A 21,749-nucleotide genomic window follows, 5' to 3' on the forward strand; every position below is an offset into this window, starting at 1 on the left:
AATGATTTTTATGAAAATAAATATTGAATGGCATAAAGCGCACAAGATGCCCAAAAGACCAACAACAGAACAACGAATAGCATGGCACTTGAATCATGCTAAAAATTGCAATTGTCGTACGATTTCCGAAAAATTGTTAACTGAGATGAAACGTATGGGTATTGAAGTTCCCAAATCAAACGTGTAAAGTTCTTATAAATTTTTACAAATAAAACAAATTCCTATGGTTAAGTCACTCGTCAAAATAAAATTCAGAGGTAATATTAAATTTAATGACAATATTACTTTTGAAGAACTATCACATTTGTTAAAAGGTTATCTAAATGAGGAATTTTTAATTGGAAATGGTACATTCATTTTGGTTGATGACTATCAAGAATCTGACCATTATCGATTACCCATATCCAAGGAATATTCTCCAATGGAAATTCACTTTAATATTATAATTAACCTGAAAAAAAATGAGCAACATGATGAATATGCTGTTAGAAATTCAATATTAAATGCGCTTGATGAAAAATCAATTGTAGTCAGAGATTTTTACAGTACTGGTAATGTTCAGCATTTTATATTGGCGTTAAGTTGAAAAAAACTTTTACAAATAATACATGGGCACATGAAAAATACATTACACATTGCAATTATTACAAGTATTATTTTAAACATTTGTTTTTTTGTGAATGTAAATCTGGAAAATAAGAATAAAAAAGTATCATTTCCTAGATGTGCAAACTCAGAAATTATTGATACTAACAAAATTGTAGGCTTTTTTGAGCATCATCCCGAATATAATGAGTTTAAATCTGACGTTAGGAAACTCTATTATAAGAATAATCATCTTATATGGCATGACAAGGATGTGATTACCAAATTCGCATCAATGCTTTTTAAAAGCGCCAACCAATTGAATGATGAAGGACTCCCACAGTACATTCCTTACAAAGAAGAACTAGATCAAGTATTTTACGGAAATTCAAAAAACATGACAGATGCAGAATTATTAATCAGTTCTCTTTATTTTTATTACATAAAAAAAGTTTATTCTGGGATTTCCAAAGAGAAAAGAATGCGTACGGGATGGTTTCTTACGAAAGAAAAAGAAATTTATTCAACAGGAATTGATACACTTCTATTTAACCCCGAGTTGAAAAAAAAAGAGATGACAGAATTGTTTAGTCAATATTATAGTCTAAGAAATGGATTAAAAAAATATAAAACAATTGCTGAAAAAGGGGGTTGGCAAAAAATAGATGCTATAAAAGACAAGTCTATTAAATTTGGCACAATTTCAACTTTAATCACTCAAGTGCGAACTAGACTCGCGACAGAAGGTTATCTGATTGGAGATTCTGGTAAGAATGAATTTGACGACGATTTACTTAACGGAATAAGTAATTATCAAATGCATCATAACCTCAAATATGATAGTTTGATTACGAATAAATTAATCACATCACTTAATGTATCAGTTGAGAATCGAATAAAAAGCATATCAGTTAATATGGAACGCTGTCGATGGGTCGATATTTCACCAGTCGATTATATCGCTATTAATATCCCATCCTATAAATTATTCTATTTTAAAGGAAACGACCTTTTTTTTATTTCAAAAGTAGTGGTCGGAAAAGAGCTTAATAAAACAGTTGTTTTCAAAGGAGAAATTAACCAGATTATTTTTAACCCTTATTGGAATGTTCCTCAATCGATTCTTGTGAAAGAAATTATGCCAGCAATTAATAAAAATCCAAATTACCTTTTGCAACATCATATGGAATGGCATAATGGAAAAGTAAGACAAAAGCCGGGAAAAGATAATTCATTGGGACTCGTAAAATTCATATTTCCAAATTCTAATAATATTTACCTGCATGATACACCTCAAAAGTCACTTTTTAATCAAGAAAAAAGAGCATTTAGTCATGGATGTATTCGCGTAGAAAAGGCTTGTGAGCTTGCAACAATCATTATGGAAAGCGATTATGGTTGGACAGAATTACAAACTATTTCTGCTATGAATTCAGGTAAAGAAAAAGGTTATCTACTACGCAGAAAAATACCAGTTTATATCGCTTATTTTACAGCATGGGCTGATTTACAAGGACAAGTGTCTTTTTATGAAGATATTTATCAGAGGGATGCGTTGCTTGCCAATATGATTTTTTAACGAAAAGAAATAAGCACTTAATCATTTTATTTTTTACTTTTCTTCGCTGATTTTTCTTGTTTTTTGAAATAACCTTTAAGTAGAAAATTATGTTTCGCAGCTTCTAGATCTTCTTTGAGTAGAATACTTGCCTCATTAATGTTTTTTAGGATAGAATCTACTTTTTCTGCAGATTCTGGATTTTTTACTAGATAATTAAAGGCACCGTGGCCATCTTTGATACTTACAGCTACTTCATCAAGTTTTGCAATGGTTTGATTTACTGCCTGACTCGAATTTTCTAAATTGATAATGATGTTTCTTATTTTACCTGCAACAACAGTATCTTTTAAGACACCTATTGTATTGTCTTTTTTATCGAGTGATGTAATTAATTGATTGATTTTTTCAATTGATTTTGCGGTTTCCTTACTGCTTATTTTTAAATAATAAAGCGTTTCTTTTACATCGTTTGCCATTGCTGTATCGTTAAGCAAAAGACCTATACTTCCTTTACCTTGAGTAATTCTGTTGGTAATTTTTAGTAAGTCTTCCGTGAGAAGCGCAGCATTTTCATTAGTAACCGTCAATGTTTTTAGCATATCATCAGTTCGGACTCTGCTGTATGATTTAATTGTAGTACCATCAGAAACTGAAGCATTATTTCCTGCTCCTGGAATGATATTTACAATCATACTCCCAACAAGGCCGTCGGTACTAATGGTTGCTACAGCATTTTTTTTTATATGAATCAGTATTTTTCTGTCGATGGCCATCTCAACTTTTATGGTAGTGTCGTTTATCATTTCAATATTTCTCACTGTACCAATGTCGATTCCGGAATAACGGACATTGTTTCCCGGCTGGAGACCATTCACATTGGTGAATACCGAATTTAAGATTACAGTTCTTCCAAACATACTTTGTTTATTCCCAACAAAATAAATTGCCAGAATAAAGACCAACGTGCCGAGAACCATAAAAATGCCGAGTCGTAATTTTTGATATGGAGTTTCTTTCATGATTTTTTATTTAAAGAAGGCTTGAATCTCAGGATCTTCCGAAGCAGACAATTGTTCGAATGTACCTTCGGCATAATTAATCCCGTTAATAAGTAATATCATCCTGTTTGAGATAATTCTTGCACAGTCAAGATCGTGTGTAATAATAACCGATGAGGTTTTGTGTTTTTCTTGTATGGATTTTATTAGTGCAACGATTTCCTTTGCGGTAATAGGGTCGAGACCAGTTGTAGGCTCGTCATAAAGCATGACCGTTGGTTGTAATATTAGTGCCCGAGCCAATGCTATCCTTCGTTTCATTCCTCCAGAAAGTTCTTCGGGCATAAGCTCGAGAGTTTGTTCTAAACCTACATTTTCCAATGCTTTCATGACTAATGCCATTGTGTTTTCTGTTTTTCCAAATTTTTCACGATGATGTCTCAATGGGAATTCGAGATTTTCCTTTACAGACATGGAATCATATAGTGCACTTCCTTGAAACAAGAAACCTATATTGGTACGTAATTCATCGAGTTCTCTATTTTGAAATTGTCTAATATCTTTTCCAAAGACCTTTACAGTTCCTTCCTCATAATCTTCTAAACCTACCAGACACTTTATCATGACCGATTTTCCGGAACCTGATTTTCCCATAACAACAAGATTTTCTCCTTCATAAAGTTTCATGTCAAAACCTTTTAATACATGGTTTTTTCCATAGCTTTTACAAAGACCTTTAATCTCAATCATAATTTTCTTAACTGCAGTTTCTGAATCATTCATGATAAATAATATTAGAAATAAAAACAGCAATAAAATCAATAAAAAATAGCAACATGGAGGTGAATACTACCGCCGAATTGGCTGCGATTCCTACTCCAGCTGTTCCTTTTTTGCAAAAATAACCCTTAAAGCTTCCCACAAGACCAATGGCAAAACCAAAAAAGAAAGTCTTTATAGTTGCTGGCATAATATCACGGAACTTAAGCGCTTCGAAAACTTCATTAAAATATAAATGAAACGAAACATTACCTTTAAAGTGTTCAACAAGATAAGAAGCATAGATCGAAATTGCATCGCCCACGATAACTAATAATGGTAGCATCAATGTTGTTGCCGCAATTCTTGTTACCACAAGATATTTGAAAGGGTTTGTTCCAGAGACTTCCATGGCATCAATTTGCTCACTTACCCTCATAGAACCAATTTCGGCACTTATGCCCGAACTGATTCGACCTGCACAAACCAAGGCTGTAATAATTGGTCCAATTTCTCTAACAATTGATATACTAACCATTGAAGACATCCAAGATAAAGCACCAAATTCTTCAAGTGTTGGCCGAGACTGGAGTGTAAAAACCAATCCTATGATAAATGCTGTAACAGCTATAAGCGGTAAAGAACGATTTCCTACATTGAAACATTGCTTAAAGAATTCCTTCGATTCAAAAGGAGGTCTGAATACTTCGTTAAAAAAACGACGTGCAAAATAGGAGAGTTCGCCAATTTCAATTAGGAATGAGCGTACAGTTGTTATAAATGTATTTTCTGTATTTTTCTCAGTATTTACAGCCATATCAATTGATTTAATTGAAAATAGTGTGATTGTTTGACTTTGAAACTATTCGTTAATCGTTTTCTCCAAAAGGATATTTAATTGGACGATTTCACTAAGATAAGCCTCCTGGAAAACCTGATTCTTGATATCAGATGATTCATCATATTTTTTAAGTTCTTTTGTGAATTCCAAATCCCGATGTTTTAGTCGATCCTGCATCACTAGAAGATCATAACCAGATCTAGCATAAACTGCATCAAGATCGACTATTAATTTCCCTTTAATTTCCTTCATCTTAATCATAAGTGTTTTCCTGTTGTTTTGGGCTATTGCGTTTAGGTTGTCTGCCTTTTTTTTAAAACTATTCCAATCAGCAATCGCCTGTTCTTTTTTCTGATAATGAATGGCATCGGCACTTGCTTGATCCTCATCTACTATCGTTTCTGGTGCATCTTTAGCGCAACGCGTTGCCATTAAAGCAAATATTGCAAAGACAAATACAGTATTTTTAATTATATTTTTCATGACTTTATTATATAAGGTTATTATTCTTTTGGAATGTGTAATTTAAGTATTTGACGCGCTTTTTCAAGTTCTTTATCATTGCCGGTTATAACCAATGTATAAGTACCTGCTCTTATTTTGCTCTCATACTTTATTTCTCGATTTTGAATTTGTAAATCAGAGTTGTCACAATTTACGACATGATCTTCTAAATATAAATCCGTCGATATTATCCATAATTGGTTTATGTTGTAACCTATAACCACAAGCTTTTTTAGGGCTTTTTCAACCTGATCTCGTGTTTCATATTTTGCTTTCAAGGTTTGATTTGATTTCATGATTTCATGTAAATGTATTGAGATTAAAAGTTATTCTGTGGAAGTCTATGCGAATGTACGATCATAAAAAAGATTAAAAAATGACCATTATCATATGATGTAAATCAAATGTGATCCAAATCATTGATCCAAATGTCTTCTATCATTTAGTTTAGAATTAATAGGGGGTAGCTTTGACTAATATTAAATGTCTAACTTAATTCAATCAACATGTCAACAGTAGCAAAAAAAGGAAGTTCATTTCCTAAATTAATGGAAAATTTTTTTCCAGAATTTATTTTTGATTCCCCTTTGTTTAATGGTTTTTTAATGGATAGGTATTTCAAAATACCAGAAGCAAACATTATTGAAAATCCGAAAGATTACCAGATAGAGCTTGCGGTACCAGGTATGCAACGAAAAGATTTTAAAATTGAACTTGAAAATGGGGTATTGAGTATTAGTGCTGAAAAAGAAGAAGAAAAAGAAGAAAAAGGAAAAAATTTCAGAAGAAAAGAATTTTCTTTCAACTCATTTAGTCGATCATTTTCACTTCCAGATAATCTCTTGGATGATGAAGTAGATGCTAAATATGAAAATGGAGTATTGCGACTCACACTTCCGAAAAAAGAAGTTAGTAAATCAAAACCTACCAAATTGATAGAAGTTAGCTAGGTCTTTCATGAGAAGCCCAATAATTAAAATTGGGCTTCTTATTTTCTTATATAGTTTTGAAATTACAAAGACAAACCAATATAAAAAAAACTAACAAAGCGGAAATAACCTTTTTTGAGGGTTCATAATCAAGAATAAAAGAACTGAAATTTACTGAATTAAGAACAAATCAAACAAATTTTATCTGTATTTTAAATTGATACTTATAATATCAGATGTCATTTGTGTTGTTTTTGTATAATGACCATAACGGATTTCTAAAGCATTAAAATGTTTCATTCCTAAAACTCCCTTAAGAGGTGTGAATTTTAAGCCAGCGCCAAAGAAACTGCTATTAAATGTTGAGAGATCATAATTACTAGTGTAAAATTCTTCTGCAGCCGTGTGTACTCTATATCCATTAAAATATTTTGTTCCCTGCTGTGCATAATATCTATAAAATGGACTGATGGAAAAAAAAGAGGTGAGTTTTATCGGCATTTCTATATCTGCGGTATGTGCTGTTAATTTCCAATCATCAGAATAATACCTATAATAGGCTCTAATAATCATATTATCACCAAGATAATAGGCGGCTCTAAATGCTATTGGTATTTTTAAACGATTGTCTGGTAAATTTTCCTGATGAACTGTACCATCGTTAAAATAGACACGGTGAAAAGGTAAACTTAGGTAACCACTTTGTGTAATAACGTCTGCTAAGAACATAATTTGCAGATTTTTATTGACTACTTGAGAATAACTCAATGAACCTGCGAATGTATTTCGAGAGGCATTGTTATATCCTGCTACTCCTGGAGGACGCAATTCGGTTGGTAAAATCAGTTTTACCTGATCTAGGTATGCCTGGAATTTTGCGGTGAATTCTCCGTTTTTGTCTTTTGTTTTCTGGGAATAACTTATATTACCTCCGAAAGACTGGTAATCAAATTCTGTTGAAGAAGATATGCCTACTCCTAATGTATTTCCTTTTTCTTCATTTTCTCTAGTATAGGATACTGACGGATAAAAACGAATGTCTGAAGAAGAAGCAGATGAATTTGCTTGAAGGTCTATCATGTCTGATGAAGCTGAGGTATAGTAGTCTATTCCAGCTTCTATATCAAATGTATGTTTTATCCCTGTTTTTCCGTACTTCAATAATTTGACATCAATCGTATTTGAAATGTCTGTCAGTTTTTCAGATTCAATTCCTCCTGTTACAGCCGAATTGTTTCCGTCCTGTTTGTAATAACTTGAAACAAGATTGATTTCATCAATTTTTAGTTTAGTATTTTTATAGCTTGTCGAATCTGTTGGTGTCGTTTGTGCAGATAGGCGCATCAAACCTAGCAGGGCAAATCCTGTAATAAATATTCTTTTCATTTGTTTGGTTCGTTAGAGATTGAATTAATTACAGCCACAGCCACCACCAGTTTTTCCTCCATTTGCACCCGAAGCACCTTCTCGATACGTTTGAAAACTGTTTTCAGTTTTCTGAATTTTGCGGTTAGCCAAAACCATTTCAGCATCATTGATTTTTCCTTTTTGGTATTCTTTTACTGATTCACAGGAAACTAAGCCAATGGCTGCCAAAAAAATACAGGTTTGGATCATAATTTTTATTTTTGCTTTTTTCATCTAAGATTGATGTTTTTTGAGTTATATATTTTATTGTCATCGTCTATTATAATACAGTGTAAATCAGGTAATTGATTTACTAAAAAGAGTCCTGCCTTAATTCCCATTACAGCAATTGGTGTGGCCATAGCATCGGCAAATTCAGCATTGTTACTTATTACGGTAACACTTTTAATTCCCGTAATGGGTAAGCCAGTTTTTGGGTCAATAGTATGTGAATATTTTTTTCCGCCAATCATGATGTATTTTTCATAATTTCCGGAGGTAGCAATTGCTTTACCTGATATTTCCAAATATGAAAAAGCATCCTGAGGACTGTCAGGGTTGGCAATGCCTATTGTCCATGGTTTTCCATCAGGCTGTTTTCCCCATGCGGTTAAATCTCCACTGGCATTTATAATTCCGCTTTTGACATGATTTTTAATCATTAGGTTTTTAGCCATTTCAGCAGCATAACCTTTTCCAATACCACCAAACCCAATACGCATTCCTTTTTCTTTTAAGAATACTGTTTTGTTATTAGTATCAAGAATGATATTGTTATAATTGATAAGATGAACCATTTTAAGAGCTTGTTCTGCTGAAGGAAGTGTAGTCATGGTTCTGTCAAAATTCCATAAGCTTTTATCAATACTTCCATAAGTGATATCGAAAGCACCTTGAGTAATCTTGGAAATTCCTATACTTCGTTCAATTAAATTAAAAACCTCTTCATCAACTTTTACTGGCTTGATCCCGGCATTATCATTAATGAGATTGGTTTGACTGTCTGGGCTGAATGTTGTAAAGAGTTTTTCAATTCTTCTGATTTCATCTATGGCTAATTCAACGCTTTGTTTTGCAAAATCTATAGTATCAGCAACAACAGTAATGGTAAAGTTATTTCCCATTAATTTAAGAGATTCAGAAAATTTTTCCATTTGGAAATTACTTATTTGCATCGCAAATGGCTTTAATTTCTGATGTCCATCGGTCTACTGAAATTTCAGGTTTTCCATGCCACGATTTTAAAATTTTACCATCAGCACTTAATAAAAGAGTTAATGGGAATGATCCTTCTTTGTTGTATAGTTCTGCTAATGCTTCATTACGTTTTATCTGTTCAGGTGTGCCAAGATTTTTTTTCTTTCTTGGAAAATCTGCGTTGACCAATACTAAATTATCATTGGCCATATTTGAAAACGTTTCACTTTCGAGATATTCTTTTCGTAACATAATGCAAGGACCACACCAGTCAGAACCGGAGAAGTTTAGAAGTATTAATTCGTGCTTTTCTTTTGCTGTTTTTTTTGCAGTTTCAAAATCAGTTTCCCATTGTATTGGTAGGAGAAACAGTAACAATAGTGTAATTAATTTCATAGAAGTTGTTATTATGTTTTATTCTTTTAATATTAACGATTTAAAAAAACATTTAGTGTTGTTGTTTTCTTAAGATTTGGTTAAACAATATTTGATCCGAAGAGGTAACCAACTAGAGCAGACATCATCATGGCAAATGTTCCTCATATTGAGATTCTTATAACAGCTTTAATAATATCTGACCCTCCAGCTTTTGCAGCTAATGTTCCTGAAATTGCCAAGAAGATTATAGCAAAGCTATATTGAAAAACTACCATGTTTTTGAATGGAGCAAGTATGGTTATAAATAGAGGTAATAGCCCAAGCCAACCGCTTCTGTTTATGAAATGTTTTTATGTCTGCATGCTATCATTTACTGTATTTATTAATCTGAAGGAACTTTTTTAATACCTCCAAAAGTTGTTTTTAATAAATTCCGAATTTGTAATTGTGTTTTGTTGCGAAAAGTCTCTTTCCATTCTTCTTGATCATAAATATGTATTTTTTCAGCATTGTTATTTGTTGTAAAGGCAATTCTTGAGATAGAAAACCTATATTGTTTGAGTTCACTAGAAATATGTTTGTTAGGGACTACAATTAAAATGGTTTTCCATTTTAAATATTCTTTAGGTAATTCTTTTTCCTGTAAACCTATTGCTTCTAAGAAAAGTTTAATTTTCTTATCATTTTGTTGGTTGATTTTTATATCAATGGCTGCCAGCTCTTTTCTTAGATCGGCCTCGTCTTTGATTGTGTTCATGATATGATAAAAATGATATTTAATATAAAATTACATTTTTAAATTTGTAAAGCGCTAAAAATTAAACTAGAACGGTTCTAAATTTTAATTAAGATAGCTGCGACTAATTTGACATTTAAATGTTTATTTGTGCTTTTTATTAAGTTATAAAAGATTTAATTGTTTGAAAAACGGAGGTTAAAATAATAGTAACTAGAACGATGTACTTGAAAGCTATTTCTGAAGTATGTTTCAGAATTATTTTTCCTAAATAACTACCGATAAAGCTAATTCCTATTAAAAATGGAATCAAAATTAAAAACTCTTTTGAAAAATAACCATTACTTATATACACAATAGCTCTGCTACTGTCAACACCTAAATCTATTAACGCCGATGTAGCAATAAAAATATCTTTTGGTAAATGAAAGGCAGTTAATGTAATACCTCTTATGGCACCACCTGTTCCAACAAGACCTGCCAGGAATCCTGACATTGTTCCTCCAAGGTATAGGTTTGTATTTGTTTGTTTAATGGTTTTATTAAAATTATATAATAAATAGATGGAAAGTAAAACCAAAGCAATATTCATAAACAACTCTATTTGTTTTGTAGGTAAAAAAGCAGTTAACCATGATCCGATGATTACTGCTATTATAGCAGGTACTCCTAGTTTTAAAGCAATGTCCTTATTAATCCCTTTTCGGAATAAAGCTATTTTTGAAAGATTGCTAAAAACATGGAAAACTGCTGTAATGCCCAACACTATTTTAAAATCAAAAAACATCGATGCAAGAGGAACAAATAGAATTGAAGAGCCAAACCCCGAAACGGTACCTATTATTTCAGATAGCAATGCCAGTATTAAAAAGAGGTAGTATTTTTCAATCATGTCTTTTTATTTGATTTGTTATGAGCTTACATAATTTATTTACTGTAATATTTATTCTTTTCGCTTTCGTTTTTTATTTAATATATTTAGATGAAAACAAGCTTTGTTTACATTGATTAATTTTTAAAATTTATACTTTAACTCCAAACATGTAGCCTACTAAAGCAGATAATCCCATGGCAATTGTACCCCAAATAGTTATCCTTAAAATAGCTTTTCTAATACTTGAACCTCCTGTTTTTGCCGCAATTGCACCTAAAATAATTAGAAAAATTATGGTAAAACCATATAACCAATATTCCATACCTTTTAAAGGAGCAAAAAGTATGACTAAAAGGGGTAAAACTCCTCCAACTGTAAAAGCTGATCCAGAAGCTAATGCGGCTTGTATAGGCTTTGCTTTGCTAATTTCGTTGATGCCTAATTCATCTCTAATATGTGTACCTAAAACATCTTTTTCTGTTAATTCTATGGCAACTTGTCTTGCTGTTTCCTTTTTTAGACCTCTCTTTTCATAGATCTGTGTTAATATATTTAACTCTTCTTCTGGCATTTCTCTTAATTCCTGTTTTTCTCTTTCAATGTCAGCTTTTTCAGTGTCAGTTTGTGAACTTACGGAAACATATTCTCCTGCCGACATAGATAATGCTCCCGCTACAAGTCCTGCGACTGTAGCTAAAATAATAGGCTCTCTAGTTGAACTTGCAGCAGAAATTCCTATAGCAAGACTTGATATGGAAATTATACCGTCATTGGCACCCAAGACAGCAGCTCTTAACCAATTGCTTCTATGGATATAATGATTTTCTAAATAATTGTCAATTGTAATCATTTTGTCTTTTGTTCGTTGCTTTTAAAATTAGATGCAGTGTCTTTCAACTTTGTGTCGTTATGTTTATTTTGATGGCACGTATTTTTGTTGATTTAAAACGAAGTTATGAAAAATATTCCTTCCATTTTGTTGTAAATGAAGTAATTAGTTTTTATTATAAATACTATCTTATTCAGATTTTATGGCTGCAAAAAAGATAAAATGCCATTTAAACAAAAACGAGTTTTTTCAAATCGCTTATTAATTGTTGTAAACCACTAACGTTTACATGATCCATTAAAACAATTTTATACCAATGGTTGTCAATACTGTGTTTTTGAGGTATCAAATTGTATTTTAAAGCTAATTCATTTGGTATGTATTTCGATTTTATAGTTACAATATTCATAAACGGTTCTCTAAAATATTCCACTTTCATAGAATCCAATTGATTGCAAAGCCAATCGGTTCTCATTTGAAGAATTTTTACTTTTTCAAACCAATCATGTTCTCCATAGGTTTTCAAAATCATCCAAACGGCAATGGCATTTGCTCCAGAACGACTGCCACATAATGTCAAATCCATTCCTTCTACATATTCTGCTTCTTTGGTTAATACATTTTCTATTAAATTTTTTCTGCATATAAATATTCCTGTTCCGTAAGGTGCTTGTAACATTTTGTGAGCATCTATAGTTATTGATGAGACATTTTTATTCATAAAATCCAATTTACTGTCTGTTACAAGAAAAGGGTATATAAAACCACCATAAGCTGCATCTACATGGAGTTTGAATTTTAATTCATATTTTTCTAAAATGTTTGTATATACTTCAGGATCATCAATGGAACCAAACATAGTTGTAGCCATATTAGCTACTATGATAAAATATTTTTTTCCATCTGAAACTGCTTTTAAAAGCAATCCTTCAAATTCATTTTCAAGGATATTTCTACTTTCAAAATCGACAGGGACTTTCATCCAATCAATCATTAAAAGATTGCTGCCTTTTGCGATAGAATAATGGGTGTCTTCTGAAGCAATAATCATAATTTCTGATAAATTTGCTTGGTATGAATTCATAAAAAAGTTTCTATAAATCCATAGTGCTTCAATATTGGCTTCCGTTCCACCGGTAGCAATGTAACCATCATACTCATTAGTTTTTGCTTTAAAAATATCCACAGCTACGATTTCTAAAACTTCTTTCTCAATTTCCTGAGTACCTTTAAAAGCTTTTTCAGAAACGCCTGTAGTGTGACAGCCAATGTGATTTGGGTTGGAAAGATAAGTCATCAAAACGGGAGCATCTTTTAAGAAAGAAGCATCCTCATAAAACACTTTTCCATCCAATTTTGATGCAGGGTAACCTAAGGTTATATCTTTAGAAAAGTTTACATTTTCATGTAATGCTTTTGTGATTCTTTTTAATCGGTCCTCTGAGGGTATTTTTTGCCAGCTTTCCATTTTTATATTTCAATAGTATTAATTTCTTTTTTATAGAATTCCAGTTCGGTGAAGATTTTTGGAGCTGTTTTTTTCAAAAAGAGTGTTATTGTGAATAATGTTTGATAGTAATCAATTCCTGCATTAATATTAGCCCTAAATGTGTTCCATTTTTTTAATTGGTTAGCATTAACTTCACCGGAAAAAGTATTGATTTCATTTTTTAGATAATCTATGTACATTTTCAATTCTTTGATAAACATATTTGGTCTGTCTTCATTGCTGATGATGTTGGTATTCCCATAAATATGTTTTACCATTTCTGATAGTGAAACTTCTTTATCAAAATAGGCTAAATTTGGACCTGGACAAATAACCACTCCTTGCTGCTGTCCTTTTACTTCAATGTTATTTTCGAGATAAGCTGCATTTACCAACCCGACACACAAGCAGGATTTTTCTGTGATTTTATCTTTTTTGTTTTGAAAATCCTTTACTGATAATTTTTTTTTAATTTTCTCTAATTCTTCCAACTTAATATCCTGATATTTTTTTGATGCGGAACACATCCCTTTGTTATCATACTCCTTGCTCAGTGCTAACAGCTTTTTGGGACAGGAGCTTCCCGCTTTATTTTGTTTGATTCTCATTTCTTTCCAAATATCATTGGTCACTCCTTTAACAGAGTTAAAAGGGACTCCTAATGGGGAAATATTACTGAGGTAAAAATCATTTTCTTTGGCGTTTAGTAGTAATTTTCGAGTTTCATTGTCCACAGATGTGGCTTCTGGAACTAATAAGAAAGGAGAGCCCCAACCAATGGAATCCAATTGATAGTGTTCGAGTAAAAAGTCATGCTCCTCGGCGGTACCGACTCCGCCTTGAGCCGTTATTTTTAATGGAAGTGGATTTTTAGGAATAGGTAATTCTTTTTGATTTAATGCTTTTACCAATAAATCGTGTGCAGACTGAATTAATTCTTTTTTCTTTAGTTTAAATTCCGCTAATATGGGACCTAATAAAGAACCATCTGTTGCAAAAGCATGTCCTCCACAATTTAATCCTGATTCAATGCGATATTCTGAAACCCATAAGCCTTTTTTGGCTAAAAAATTACCTTGTATCATTGCCGAACGAAAGTCACTAACTTTTAGAATGATCTTCTTTTTTAAGTTAGAATTGGCATCAGGAAAAAAATCACTAAAATTCTCAAAATAGCTATATAGTCTTGGATTCATACCTGCTGAAAGTACTACTGAGGAATTCAAATCACTATTAGCAAAACCTCTTAATGAGGCATGAGCATCGTTAAATTCGATAGATAACTGCAATTCTTTGTCAAAATTATCTTTATCTACTTTAGTCATGATATTGACATCAATTTCACCGGGAGATAAATAGTCTTCCAGAAAGTCACGAATGTTATCACTTCCTTCTTTAATCAAGTTTTGTAATCTTTCTTTTAGTTCTGATTTGTTTGGAAGTGTGGAAATAAAATTTTCTAAACATGTTTTATTATCAACTATTTCTTTTTTGAAATTTTCAAATTTTTCCTTTACAATTCGATTGACCAAATTCAGATAACTTGTAATTCTTTCTGCTCTGTAATCTTGAATTTTTTGTGATATTTCCTTGTATGGGAGTTCGAATTTTTTACTGTAAAAAGCTCTCATTTTTTCAATTAACTCGTCGTCTGTAATTGAAATGACTGAAGAAATACCGTATTGCGCCACTCGAATTGGGCTGTCAATGGTATAAGCTAACCCCATTACAGGAATGTGGAAAGTATGAATAGGTGTTTTTTTCATAAAATGGGCAACATCATAGATTAAGTTGCGAATTTTATCAAATTATGATTATAATAGGATGATAAATATCATATTATGTTTTTTTCTTTTAATTGAAGAAGTATTTAAGGATGAATTTTGTTGTTCTTTTAAAATGACGAACAGGATTATATATCACACATTTTTGCTAAGGCTTTATGATCTGTGATACTAATTTTTTTTCCAATAATTGTTATGTATCCTGATTTATTTAGTTCAGAAAGTAAACGAATACAGCTTTCAGTCGCTGTTCCAATCATACTTGCAATTTCATCTCTTGTCAATTGGAGTTTAAGTGATTTATCTGCATTGACTCCAAAATTGTTTTCTAAATATAATAAAGTGTAAGCAAGCCTTTCTTTGACAGTTTTTTGTGCCATGTTTACCATAATGTCATCTGATTCTCTAAGGTTACCACAAATAGTTTTCATGACATTCATAGAAAAACGATTATTATCATTAAAAAAACCTAAGATTTCATTTTTTGGAATAAAACAGACCTGCATGTCTTCAATTGCAATGGCAGAAAGATTAGCAGGTTCATCACTAATCATAGATCGCTGACCTAATAGTTCCCCTTTTTTTACTAAGTGTACAATCTGATCGCGACCATTAGGGCTAAGTTTTGTCATTTTGCATACGCCATCCTTAACGCAAAAAACACCATTGATGTTTTCTCCTTCACTAAAAATAGTTTCTCCCTTGCGGACAATTTTAGATGTTTTACAATTGGCCATTTTGACCAATTCTTCTTTATTTAGTTCTTTTAACGAGCTAAACTCCCTTACAATACACTGCTCACACTTGCTCATATTAAAACGGATTAATGGCAAACAAAGGTAGTTATTAACATGATATATATCATATTTTTTAAAGAATTGTAGCCTCAACTTTGCCACAGGTAAAATGAGCAGTTATGGATACTACAAATTGTTTCCATTGTGGATTGAATATAAAACCAGCGGAAGAAATCCTATTTGATAATAGAAATTTCTGTTGTAATGGTTGCAAAACCGTATATGAAATATTCAACAGCAACGGATTGAGTTCTTATTATGATTTAGAAAAGTCACCAGGAGCAACACCTTTGACAAATAGCAACAAATATGATTTTTTAGATAATGAGAAAATTGCCGAAAGGTTGCTGCAATTTAATGAAGGTCAAACTCAGATTGTTTCTTTACACATTCCACATATTCATTGCAGTTCTTGTATTTGGATTTTGGAAAACCTAAGAAAATTGCAACCTGAAATTACTTCTTCACAAGTTAATTTTCACGAAAAAACAGTTAGAATCACTTTTGATTCAGAAAACATTTCATTAAGAGAAATAGTAGCGCTTTTATGTAAAATTGGTTATGAACCTTATATTTCGCTTGAGCAATATGATGCTCAAAAAAAGAAACTAGATAAATCACTGACCTATAAACTAGGGGTTGCCTTCTTTTGTTTTGGGAATATCATGTTGCTTTCTTTTCCAGAGTATTTTGAAATGAAAGAATTTTGGCTCGATCAATATCGTGGATTCTTCAGAACACTAATTTTTATACTTTCCTTGCCGAGTTTCTTCTATTCAGCAAGTGGTTATTATGTTGCTGCTTATAAAAGCCTTAAGGCTAAGATGCTGAGTATTGAAATTCCTATTGCTTTAGGGATTGTCATCATGTTCGTTAGAAGCGTGGTAGATATTGTATTTAATTATGGGCCAGGATTTTTTGATAGTCTCACCGGATTAATCTTTTTTATGTTACTCGGTAGGTCTTTTCAGGTAAAAACGTATCGTTTTTTAAGTTTTGAACGTGATTACAAATCTTATTTTCCAGTTGCCGTTACTCGAATTAAAAATGATGGGACTGAAGAAAATATACCAATTTATGAAGTAACAACAGGAAATCGATTGCTTATCCGGAATCAGGAATTAATACCTGCCGACGGAATTCTTTTATCTAAAAGCGCGGCTATAGATTATAGTTTTGTAACAGGTGAATCAGTGCCTGTGAACAAAATTTCAGGAGATAAGATATTTGCAGGAGGTAGACTTAACGGTGTTTTTATTGAAATGGAAGCGCTTCAATCCGTTTCTCAAAGCTATCTCACTCAACTTTGGAGTAATGAGGTTTTTGAGAAGAAAGCAACACGAAAATTTGAATCTATTACCGATAATGTAAGCCGTTATTTTACACCATTATTATTATTGATTGCCCTTGCAGGATTTGGCTATTGGATTTTTTACGATACCAATACGGCATTTAATGTTTTTACAGCAGTGCTTATAGTTGCTTGTCCATGCGCTTTAGCGCTTACAGCTCCTTTCACATTGGGTAATGTGCTACGTATTTATGGGCGTGCTAAATTTTACCTTAAAAACACTACGGTTATTGAGCAACTTTCAAAAATTGACACTATTGTTTTTGATAAAACAGGAACAATTACTTCAGGAAAATTATCAGATATAATGTATCAAGGAGAACCTTTTTCCAATACTCATCTCTCATGGATTAAGAATATTATAAAAGCGTCTAATCATCCATTAAGTCGAATGCTTTATGATGAATTGCCTTTTGCTAAAGCGATGGAAGTTGAAAGTTTTGAAGAAATTAACGGACAAGGAATTAAAGCTCAGATTGAAGGTAATTTCATTCGTATAGGCTCGGCAAAATTTGTGGGTAAAATTGAAGAAAAAAAGCTGATTCAAACAGCAGTTTATATCAGTATTAATGAAGTCGTATTTGGAAAATATATTTTCCATAATGAATACCGTCCTGGACTTTCAGATTTGTTTGCCAGACTTCAAAAAGATTATACTATTAAAGTGCTTTCTGGTGATAATGATGGAGAACGTATAATTTTAGAACAGTTACTTCCAAAAGAAAGTGAATTGGTTTTCAATCAAACGCCCGAACAAAAACTAGAATTCATTCACAAGCTGCAACAAAAGGGACATTTTGTAATGATGATAGGGGATGGGCTTAATGATGCCGGAGCATTGGCACAAAGCAACGTTGGCATAGCTATTTCCGAAAATGTAAATGTTTTTTCACCAGCATGTGATGCTATTCTCGATGCTTCGGTTTTGGGTAAACTTGATCGATACTTGCACCTTTCCAAAAAAGCCATACTTACAATTAAAATGAGTTTTACACTCTCGTTGCTGTATAATTTAGTAGGCTTAACATTCGCGCTTACTGGAAATTTATTGCCTTTGGTAGCTGCCATTATTATGCCTTTAAGTACCATAACCATTATCAGTTTTGTAACACTGATGAGTAATTTTTATGCTCATGGACTAAAAAGAAATACAACAATTAAAAAGTATGATATATATCATGGTTTGCGAAAATCTGGTAAAGTAATTTTGAACCCACAAACATAAGATATGAGTGTCATTTATTTATTAATTTCTATCAGTATTATCGTCGCTATAGGCTTTTTTATTGCTTTCATCAGAGCAGTGAAAAGTGGTCAATACGAAGATGATTACACCCCTTCGGTACGCATGCTTTTTGATGATGAATTAAAAAAAGACGATAAAGAAACACCAATACAAACCAAATAAAAAACAGATTTAATTATGGAGATACAACAGTTTTATTACGACAACAAAATTGTAAAAAAATTCCTTTATGCCACTATTATTTTTGGCGTAGTTGGAATGGCAGTCGGACTTCTTTTAGCTTTCCTCTTTCTTTTTCCAAATCTTACAGATGGTATTCCGTGGCTTAGTTTCGGAAGACTTCGTCCGCTACATACCAATGCGGTAATCTTTGCTTTTGTGGGAAATGCCATGTTTGCCGGTATTTATTATTCTTTACAACGCCTTCTGAAAACGAGGATGTTTAGTGATTTTTTGAGCAACCTCCATTTTTGGGGATGGCAACTGATTATAGTTGCTGCGGCTATTTCATTACCACTTGGTTATACTTCTTCAAAAGAATATGCTGAATTGGAGTGGCCTATTGATATTGCTATTGCTCTAATTTGGGTGATTTTTGGTATTAATATGATTGGGACTATTCTTCGCAGACGAGAGCGTCATTTGTATGTTGCAATTTGGTTTTATCTGGCAACATTTGTAACTGTTGCTGTTTTACATATTTTCAATAGTATAGAACTTCCAGTATCTCTTATGAAAAGTTATTCGGTTTATGCTGGTGTTCAGGATGCTTTGGTACAATGGTGGTACGGACACAATGCTGTTGCATTTTTCCTAACGACACCTTTCCTCGGACTTATGTATTATTTTGTTCCTAAGGCGGCCAATCGTCCGGTGTATTCTTACCGTTTGTCAATTGTACATTTCTGGTCGTTAATATTTATCTACATCTGGGCTGGCCCTCATCATTTGTTATATTCAGCATTGCCAACTTGGGCCCAGAATCTTGGAGTTGTTTTTTCAATTATGCTTATTGCGCCTTCCTGGGGTGGTATGATTAACGGATTACTAACTTTAAGAGGTGTTTGGGATAAAGTACGTGTTGAACCAGTGCTTAAGTTCTTTGTTGTAGCGATTACTGGGTATGGTATGGCAACTTTTGAAGGACCTATGCTTTCACTTAAAAATGTTAATGCTATTGCCCATTTCACGGATTGGATTATTGCTCATGTACACGTAGGTGCCTTAGCTTGGAATGGATTCATGGCTTTTGGTATGATTTATTGGTTAATTCCAAGAATGACTAAAGGACCTTTGTTTTCAACAAAATTAGCCAACTGGCATTTCTGGATTGGTACTTTAGGAATCATTATGTATACACTACCCATGTATGTTGCCGGATTTGTACAGGCTTCCATGTGGAAACAATTTAATCCTGACGGAACACTTACTTATGGAAATTTTCTAGAAACTGTTCAACAGATTATACCAATGTATTGGATGCGTGCTGTTGGAGGTACCATGTATATTATTGGAATGTTTATACTTGTTTATAACATTATCCGTACCATAAAAGCCAATACTGCCATTGCTGATGAACTGGCTGAAGCTCCAGAACTTCAAAGAATTAGTAATTCAAGAATTAAGGGTGAAAAATTCCATCCATGGCTTGAAAGAAGACCAATACAATTAACTTTATTAGCAACTGTTGCTATTTTGATAGGTGGAGTTATTCAAATTGTTCCAACAATTATGGTAAAATCTAATATTCCAACTATTGCAAGTGTCAAACCCTATACACCACTTGAACTTGAAGGCCGTGATATTTATATCAGTGAAGGTTGTGTTAGTTGCCATTCTCAAATGGTACGTCCTTTCCGTAGTGAAGTGGAACGATATGGACCACAATCTAAAGCTGGTGAATTTGTATACGATCATCCGTTTTTATGGGGCTCGAAAAGAACGGGACCTGATTTATTAAGGGTTGGCGGTAAATACAATGATAACTGGCACTTTAATCACTTATGGGATCCGCAATCAATTTCCACAGGATCAATCATGCCGGGTTATAAATGGCTTTTTGATAATAGAGCGATGGATATTTCTGATATAGAGAAAAAAATGAAAGCGATGCGTGAACTTGGTATTCCATATACTGATTATGAAATCGAAAATGCACCAAAAATGATTGAAGCTCAAAGTAAGGGAATTGAAAAGAACTTGTATAGCGATCCTGATTTTGTGAAAAGCTATGAAGAAAGCAAGAAAAAAGCGCAAGACAGAGGTGAAAAATTTGTTCCAATGCATCAAAGAGAAATCGTCGCATTGATTGCTTACATCCAAAGACTTGGAGTAGATATAAAAGTTAAAGATATTTCTAAAAAATAGAGCTATGTTCGAACCTATCAAACACAATATGGAAACCATTGAAGGGGTAGCAATTTATCCTATTCTATCGTTGCTTATTTTTTTTCTCTTCTTTTTGGTGCTTGGCATTTGGGTATTTACCTATAAAAAAGAAACAATTGGTATATTCAGTAGTATGCCACTCGATAAACAAAATGACCAACCTTTAAATTCAATGAAATGAAAAAGTTTTTTCCACCCTATCTCAGAGCTCTTGTTATATTCTTTTCCACTTTTGGAGCTATAGAATATTTTATTGACTCTGGCGACCGCCCAGCATTTATAAAATACCCGATGGTAGCATTGTTTTTGTTATTGTTCATGTTTCTGCTCATTGCCATAGAGATGATTATGGCTGCGATTCAAAATATTGAATATCAGCTCATGAGTGATGAACAGAAACTCCAATTGGATGAAGCCAATAACCTTGCTATCACTCAAAGACAATGGTATAAAAATCTGATGAAAAGACTTACCCAATCAGAGCCTATTGAAAATGAAGCTTTACTATTGCTTGATCATGATTATGATGGCATTAGGGAATTGGACAATAAATTACCGCCATGGTGGTTGTATCTTTTTTATGGAGGAATCATTTTTGGAGGTATCTACTTTGTACATTATGAAATTATGGGAGGGGATGATCAAGAAACTGAATTCCGAAAAGAAATGGCACAAGCGAAGATTGATGTTGCTAAATATATGTTGACTGCTCCCGACCGTATGGACGAAAGTAAAGTCACCAAACTTACCGATGCACCGAGCATTAACACTGGTAAAGGAATCTTTATGAATAATTGTGTTGCTTGTCATCGTGCAGATGGAGGTGGACAAATAGGACCAAATCTTACAGATAATCATTGGCTTTTTGGTGGTGATATTAAAAACTTATTTCATACGATTATAAACGGTGGCCGAGATGGTAAGGGAATGGTGGCTTGGAAAGGAACGTTAAAGCCTACTGAAATACAACAGGTTGCCAGTTATGTTCTATCATTACAGGGTAGTAATCCAAAAGACGCTAAAGCACCTGATGGTGAAGTTTGGATAGATCCAGAACTTAGTAAAACGGAAGCTGTTGAAGCCAAAAAATAAGGAT

General features: G+C 32.8%; 23 protein-coding genes. 8 read left to right on the forward strand and 15 right to left on the reverse strand.

The window, feature by feature from the left end; genetic code table 11:
• Positions 1-223: 223 nt before the first annotated feature.
• Both ACRDEC_RS02700 and ACRDEC_RS02705 read left to right on the forward strand, forming a co-directional pair.
• Complete coding sequence (locus ACRDEC_RS02700) at positions 224-586, forward strand: hypothetical protein (protein WP_431496790.1); 363 nt, start codon at positions 224-226, stop codon at positions 584-586.
• Positions 587-616: 30 nt separating this feature from the next.
• Positions 617-2,164 carry a L,D-transpeptidase family protein gene (locus ACRDEC_RS02705; protein ID WP_431496791.1) on the forward strand — a complete coding sequence of 516 codons (1,548 nt, stop codon included), beginning with the start codon at positions 617-619 and terminating at the stop codon, positions 2,162-2,164.
• A gap of 26 nt (positions 2,165-2,190) precedes the next feature.
• Here ACRDEC_RS02705 and ACRDEC_RS02710 read toward each other — a convergent pair whose 3' ends face one another.
• Genes ACRDEC_RS02710 through ACRDEC_RS02730 form a run of 5 tightly spaced genes read right to left on the reverse strand, consistent with a single transcriptional unit; the run spans position 2,191 to position 5,544 of the window.
• A complete protein-coding gene (locus ACRDEC_RS02710; protein WP_431496792.1) occupies positions 2,191-3,165 on the reverse strand; it encodes an MlaD family protein in 975 nt (324 codons plus the stop codon).
• Between the two features lie 6 nt (positions 3,166-3,171).
• The gene (locus ACRDEC_RS02715) at positions 3,172-3,927 is read right to left on the reverse strand and encodes an ABC transporter ATP-binding protein (protein WP_431496793.1); all 756 of its coding nucleotides are present in this window, start codon (positions 3,925-3,927) and stop codon (positions 3,172-3,174) included.
• The gene (locus ACRDEC_RS02720) at positions 3,920-4,720 is read right to left on the reverse strand and encodes an MlaE family ABC transporter permease (RefSeq protein WP_431496794.1); all 801 of its coding nucleotides are present in this window, start codon (positions 4,718-4,720) and stop codon (positions 3,920-3,922) included. Before ACRDEC_RS02720 ends, ACRDEC_RS02715 begins: the two co-directional genes overlap by 8 nt.
• 45 nt (positions 4,721-4,765) lie before the next feature.
• Positions 4,766-5,227 carry a hypothetical protein gene (locus ACRDEC_RS02725; RefSeq protein WP_431496795.1) on the reverse strand — a complete coding sequence of 154 codons (462 nt, stop codon included), beginning with the start codon at positions 5,225-5,227 and terminating at the stop codon, positions 4,766-4,768.
• Between the two features lie 20 nt (positions 5,228-5,247).
• A complete protein-coding gene (locus ACRDEC_RS02730) occupies positions 5,248-5,544 on the reverse strand; it encodes a hypothetical protein (RefSeq protein ID WP_431496796.1) in 297 nt (98 codons plus the stop codon).
• A gap of 210 nt (positions 5,545-5,754) precedes the next feature.
• Here ACRDEC_RS02730 and ACRDEC_RS02735 point away from each other — a divergent pair, with 210 nt between their 5' ends.
• Positions 5,755-6,198: an Hsp20/alpha crystallin family protein gene (locus tag ACRDEC_RS02735; RefSeq protein WP_431496797.1), complete on the forward strand. Its 444-nt coding sequence runs from the start codon at positions 5,755-5,757 to the stop codon at positions 6,196-6,198.
• Positions 6,199-6,378: 180 nt separating this feature from the next.
• On the opposite strand, the gene ACRDEC_RS02740 is transcribed toward ACRDEC_RS02735, so the two are convergent.
• The 10 genes from ACRDEC_RS02740 to ACRDEC_RS02785 form a co-directional block, all read right to left on the reverse strand.
• Positions 6,379-7,563 carry a DUF3570 domain-containing protein gene (locus ACRDEC_RS02740; RefSeq protein ID WP_431496798.1) on the reverse strand — a complete coding sequence of 395 codons (1,185 nt, stop codon included), beginning with the start codon at positions 7,561-7,563 and terminating at the stop codon, positions 6,379-6,381.
• Between the two features lie 24 nt (positions 7,564-7,587).
• On the reverse strand, positions 7,588-7,794 hold the full coding sequence (locus tag ACRDEC_RS02745) for a DUF4266 domain-containing protein (RefSeq protein ID WP_431496926.1): 207 nt from the start codon (positions 7,792-7,794) through the stop codon (positions 7,588-7,590).
• 20 nt (positions 7,795-7,814) lie between these two features.
• A complete protein-coding gene (locus tag ACRDEC_RS02750; protein WP_431496799.1) occupies positions 7,815-8,738 on the reverse strand; it encodes an FAD:protein FMN transferase in 924 nt (307 codons plus the stop codon).
• Between the two features lie 7 nt (positions 8,739-8,745).
• Positions 8,746-9,177 carry a thioredoxin family protein gene (locus ACRDEC_RS02755; RefSeq protein ID WP_431496800.1) on the reverse strand — a complete coding sequence of 144 codons (432 nt, stop codon included), beginning with the start codon at positions 9,175-9,177 and terminating at the stop codon, positions 8,746-8,748.
• Between the two features lie 364 nt (positions 9,178-9,541).
• Positions 9,542-9,916 carry a hypothetical protein gene (locus ACRDEC_RS02760; RefSeq protein WP_431496801.1) on the reverse strand — a complete coding sequence of 125 codons (375 nt, stop codon included), beginning with the start codon at positions 9,914-9,916 and terminating at the stop codon, positions 9,542-9,544.
• Between the two features lie 139 nt (positions 9,917-10,055).
• Entirely contained in the window at positions 10,056-10,787 is a 732-nt protein-coding gene (locus tag ACRDEC_RS02765) for a sulfite exporter TauE/SafE family protein (protein ID WP_431496802.1), read from the reverse strand.
• Between the two features lie 130 nt (positions 10,788-10,917).
• Positions 10,918-11,619, reverse strand: coding sequence for a VIT1/CCC1 transporter family protein (locus ACRDEC_RS02770; protein WP_431496803.1), 702 nt, complete (start codon positions 11,617-11,619; stop codon positions 10,918-10,920).
• A gap of 208 nt (positions 11,620-11,827) precedes the next feature.
• Positions 11,828-13,066 carry a pyridoxal-dependent decarboxylase gene (locus tag ACRDEC_RS02775; protein ID WP_431496804.1) on the reverse strand — a complete coding sequence of 413 codons (1,239 nt, stop codon included), beginning with the start codon at positions 13,064-13,066 and terminating at the stop codon, positions 11,828-11,830.
• 2 nt (positions 13,067-13,068) lie between these two features.
• Positions 13,069-14,853, reverse strand: a complete 1,785-nt coding sequence (locus ACRDEC_RS02780) for a hypothetical protein (RefSeq protein ID WP_431496805.1) — start codon at positions 14,851-14,853, stop codon at positions 13,069-13,071.
• Between the two features lie 146 nt (positions 14,854-14,999).
• Positions 15,000-15,683: a Crp/Fnr family transcriptional regulator gene (locus tag ACRDEC_RS02785; RefSeq protein WP_431496806.1), complete on the reverse strand. Its 684-nt coding sequence runs from the start codon at positions 15,681-15,683 to the stop codon at positions 15,000-15,002.
• Between the two features lie 104 nt (positions 15,684-15,787).
• Between ACRDEC_RS02785 and ACRDEC_RS02790 the strand changes: the two genes are divergently transcribed.
• The 5 genes from ACRDEC_RS02790 to ACRDEC_RS02810 all read left to right on the forward strand — a co-directional run bounded on the left by ACRDEC_RS02790 (position 15,788) and on the right by ACRDEC_RS02810 (position 21,745).
• Positions 15,788-18,244 carry a heavy metal translocating P-type ATPase gene (locus ACRDEC_RS02790; protein WP_431496807.1) on the forward strand — a complete coding sequence of 819 codons (2,457 nt, stop codon included), beginning with the start codon at positions 15,788-15,790 and terminating at the stop codon, positions 18,242-18,244.
• A 3-nt stretch (positions 18,245-18,247) separates the two neighbouring features.
• Positions 18,248-18,427 carry a cbb3-type cytochrome oxidase assembly protein CcoS gene (gene ccoS / locus ACRDEC_RS02795; RefSeq protein WP_431496808.1) on the forward strand — a complete coding sequence of 60 codons (180 nt, stop codon included), beginning with the start codon at positions 18,248-18,250 and terminating at the stop codon, positions 18,425-18,427.
• A 15-nt stretch (positions 18,428-18,442) separates the two neighbouring features.
• Complete coding sequence (gene ccoN, locus ACRDEC_RS02800) at positions 18,443-20,632, forward strand: cytochrome-c oxidase, cbb3-type subunit I (RefSeq protein ID WP_431496809.1); 2,190 nt, start codon at positions 18,443-18,445, stop codon at positions 20,630-20,632.
• Positions 20,633-20,636: 4 nt separating this feature from the next.
• Positions 20,637-20,834: a CcoQ/FixQ family Cbb3-type cytochrome c oxidase assembly chaperone gene (locus tag ACRDEC_RS02805; RefSeq protein WP_431496810.1), complete on the forward strand. Its 198-nt coding sequence runs from the start codon at positions 20,637-20,639 to the stop codon at positions 20,832-20,834.
• 200 nt (positions 20,835-21,034) lie between these two features.
• Entirely contained in the window at positions 21,035-21,745 is a 711-nt protein-coding gene (locus ACRDEC_RS02810) for a cbb3-type cytochrome c oxidase N-terminal domain-containing protein (protein ID WP_431496811.1), read from the forward strand.
• Positions 21,746-21,749 lie beyond the last annotated feature (4 nt).

Source organism: Flavobacterium sp., from assembly GCF_050696275.1.
Taxonomy (GTDB): domain Bacteria; phylum Bacteroidota; class Bacteroidia; order Flavobacteriales; family Flavobacteriaceae; genus Flavobacterium.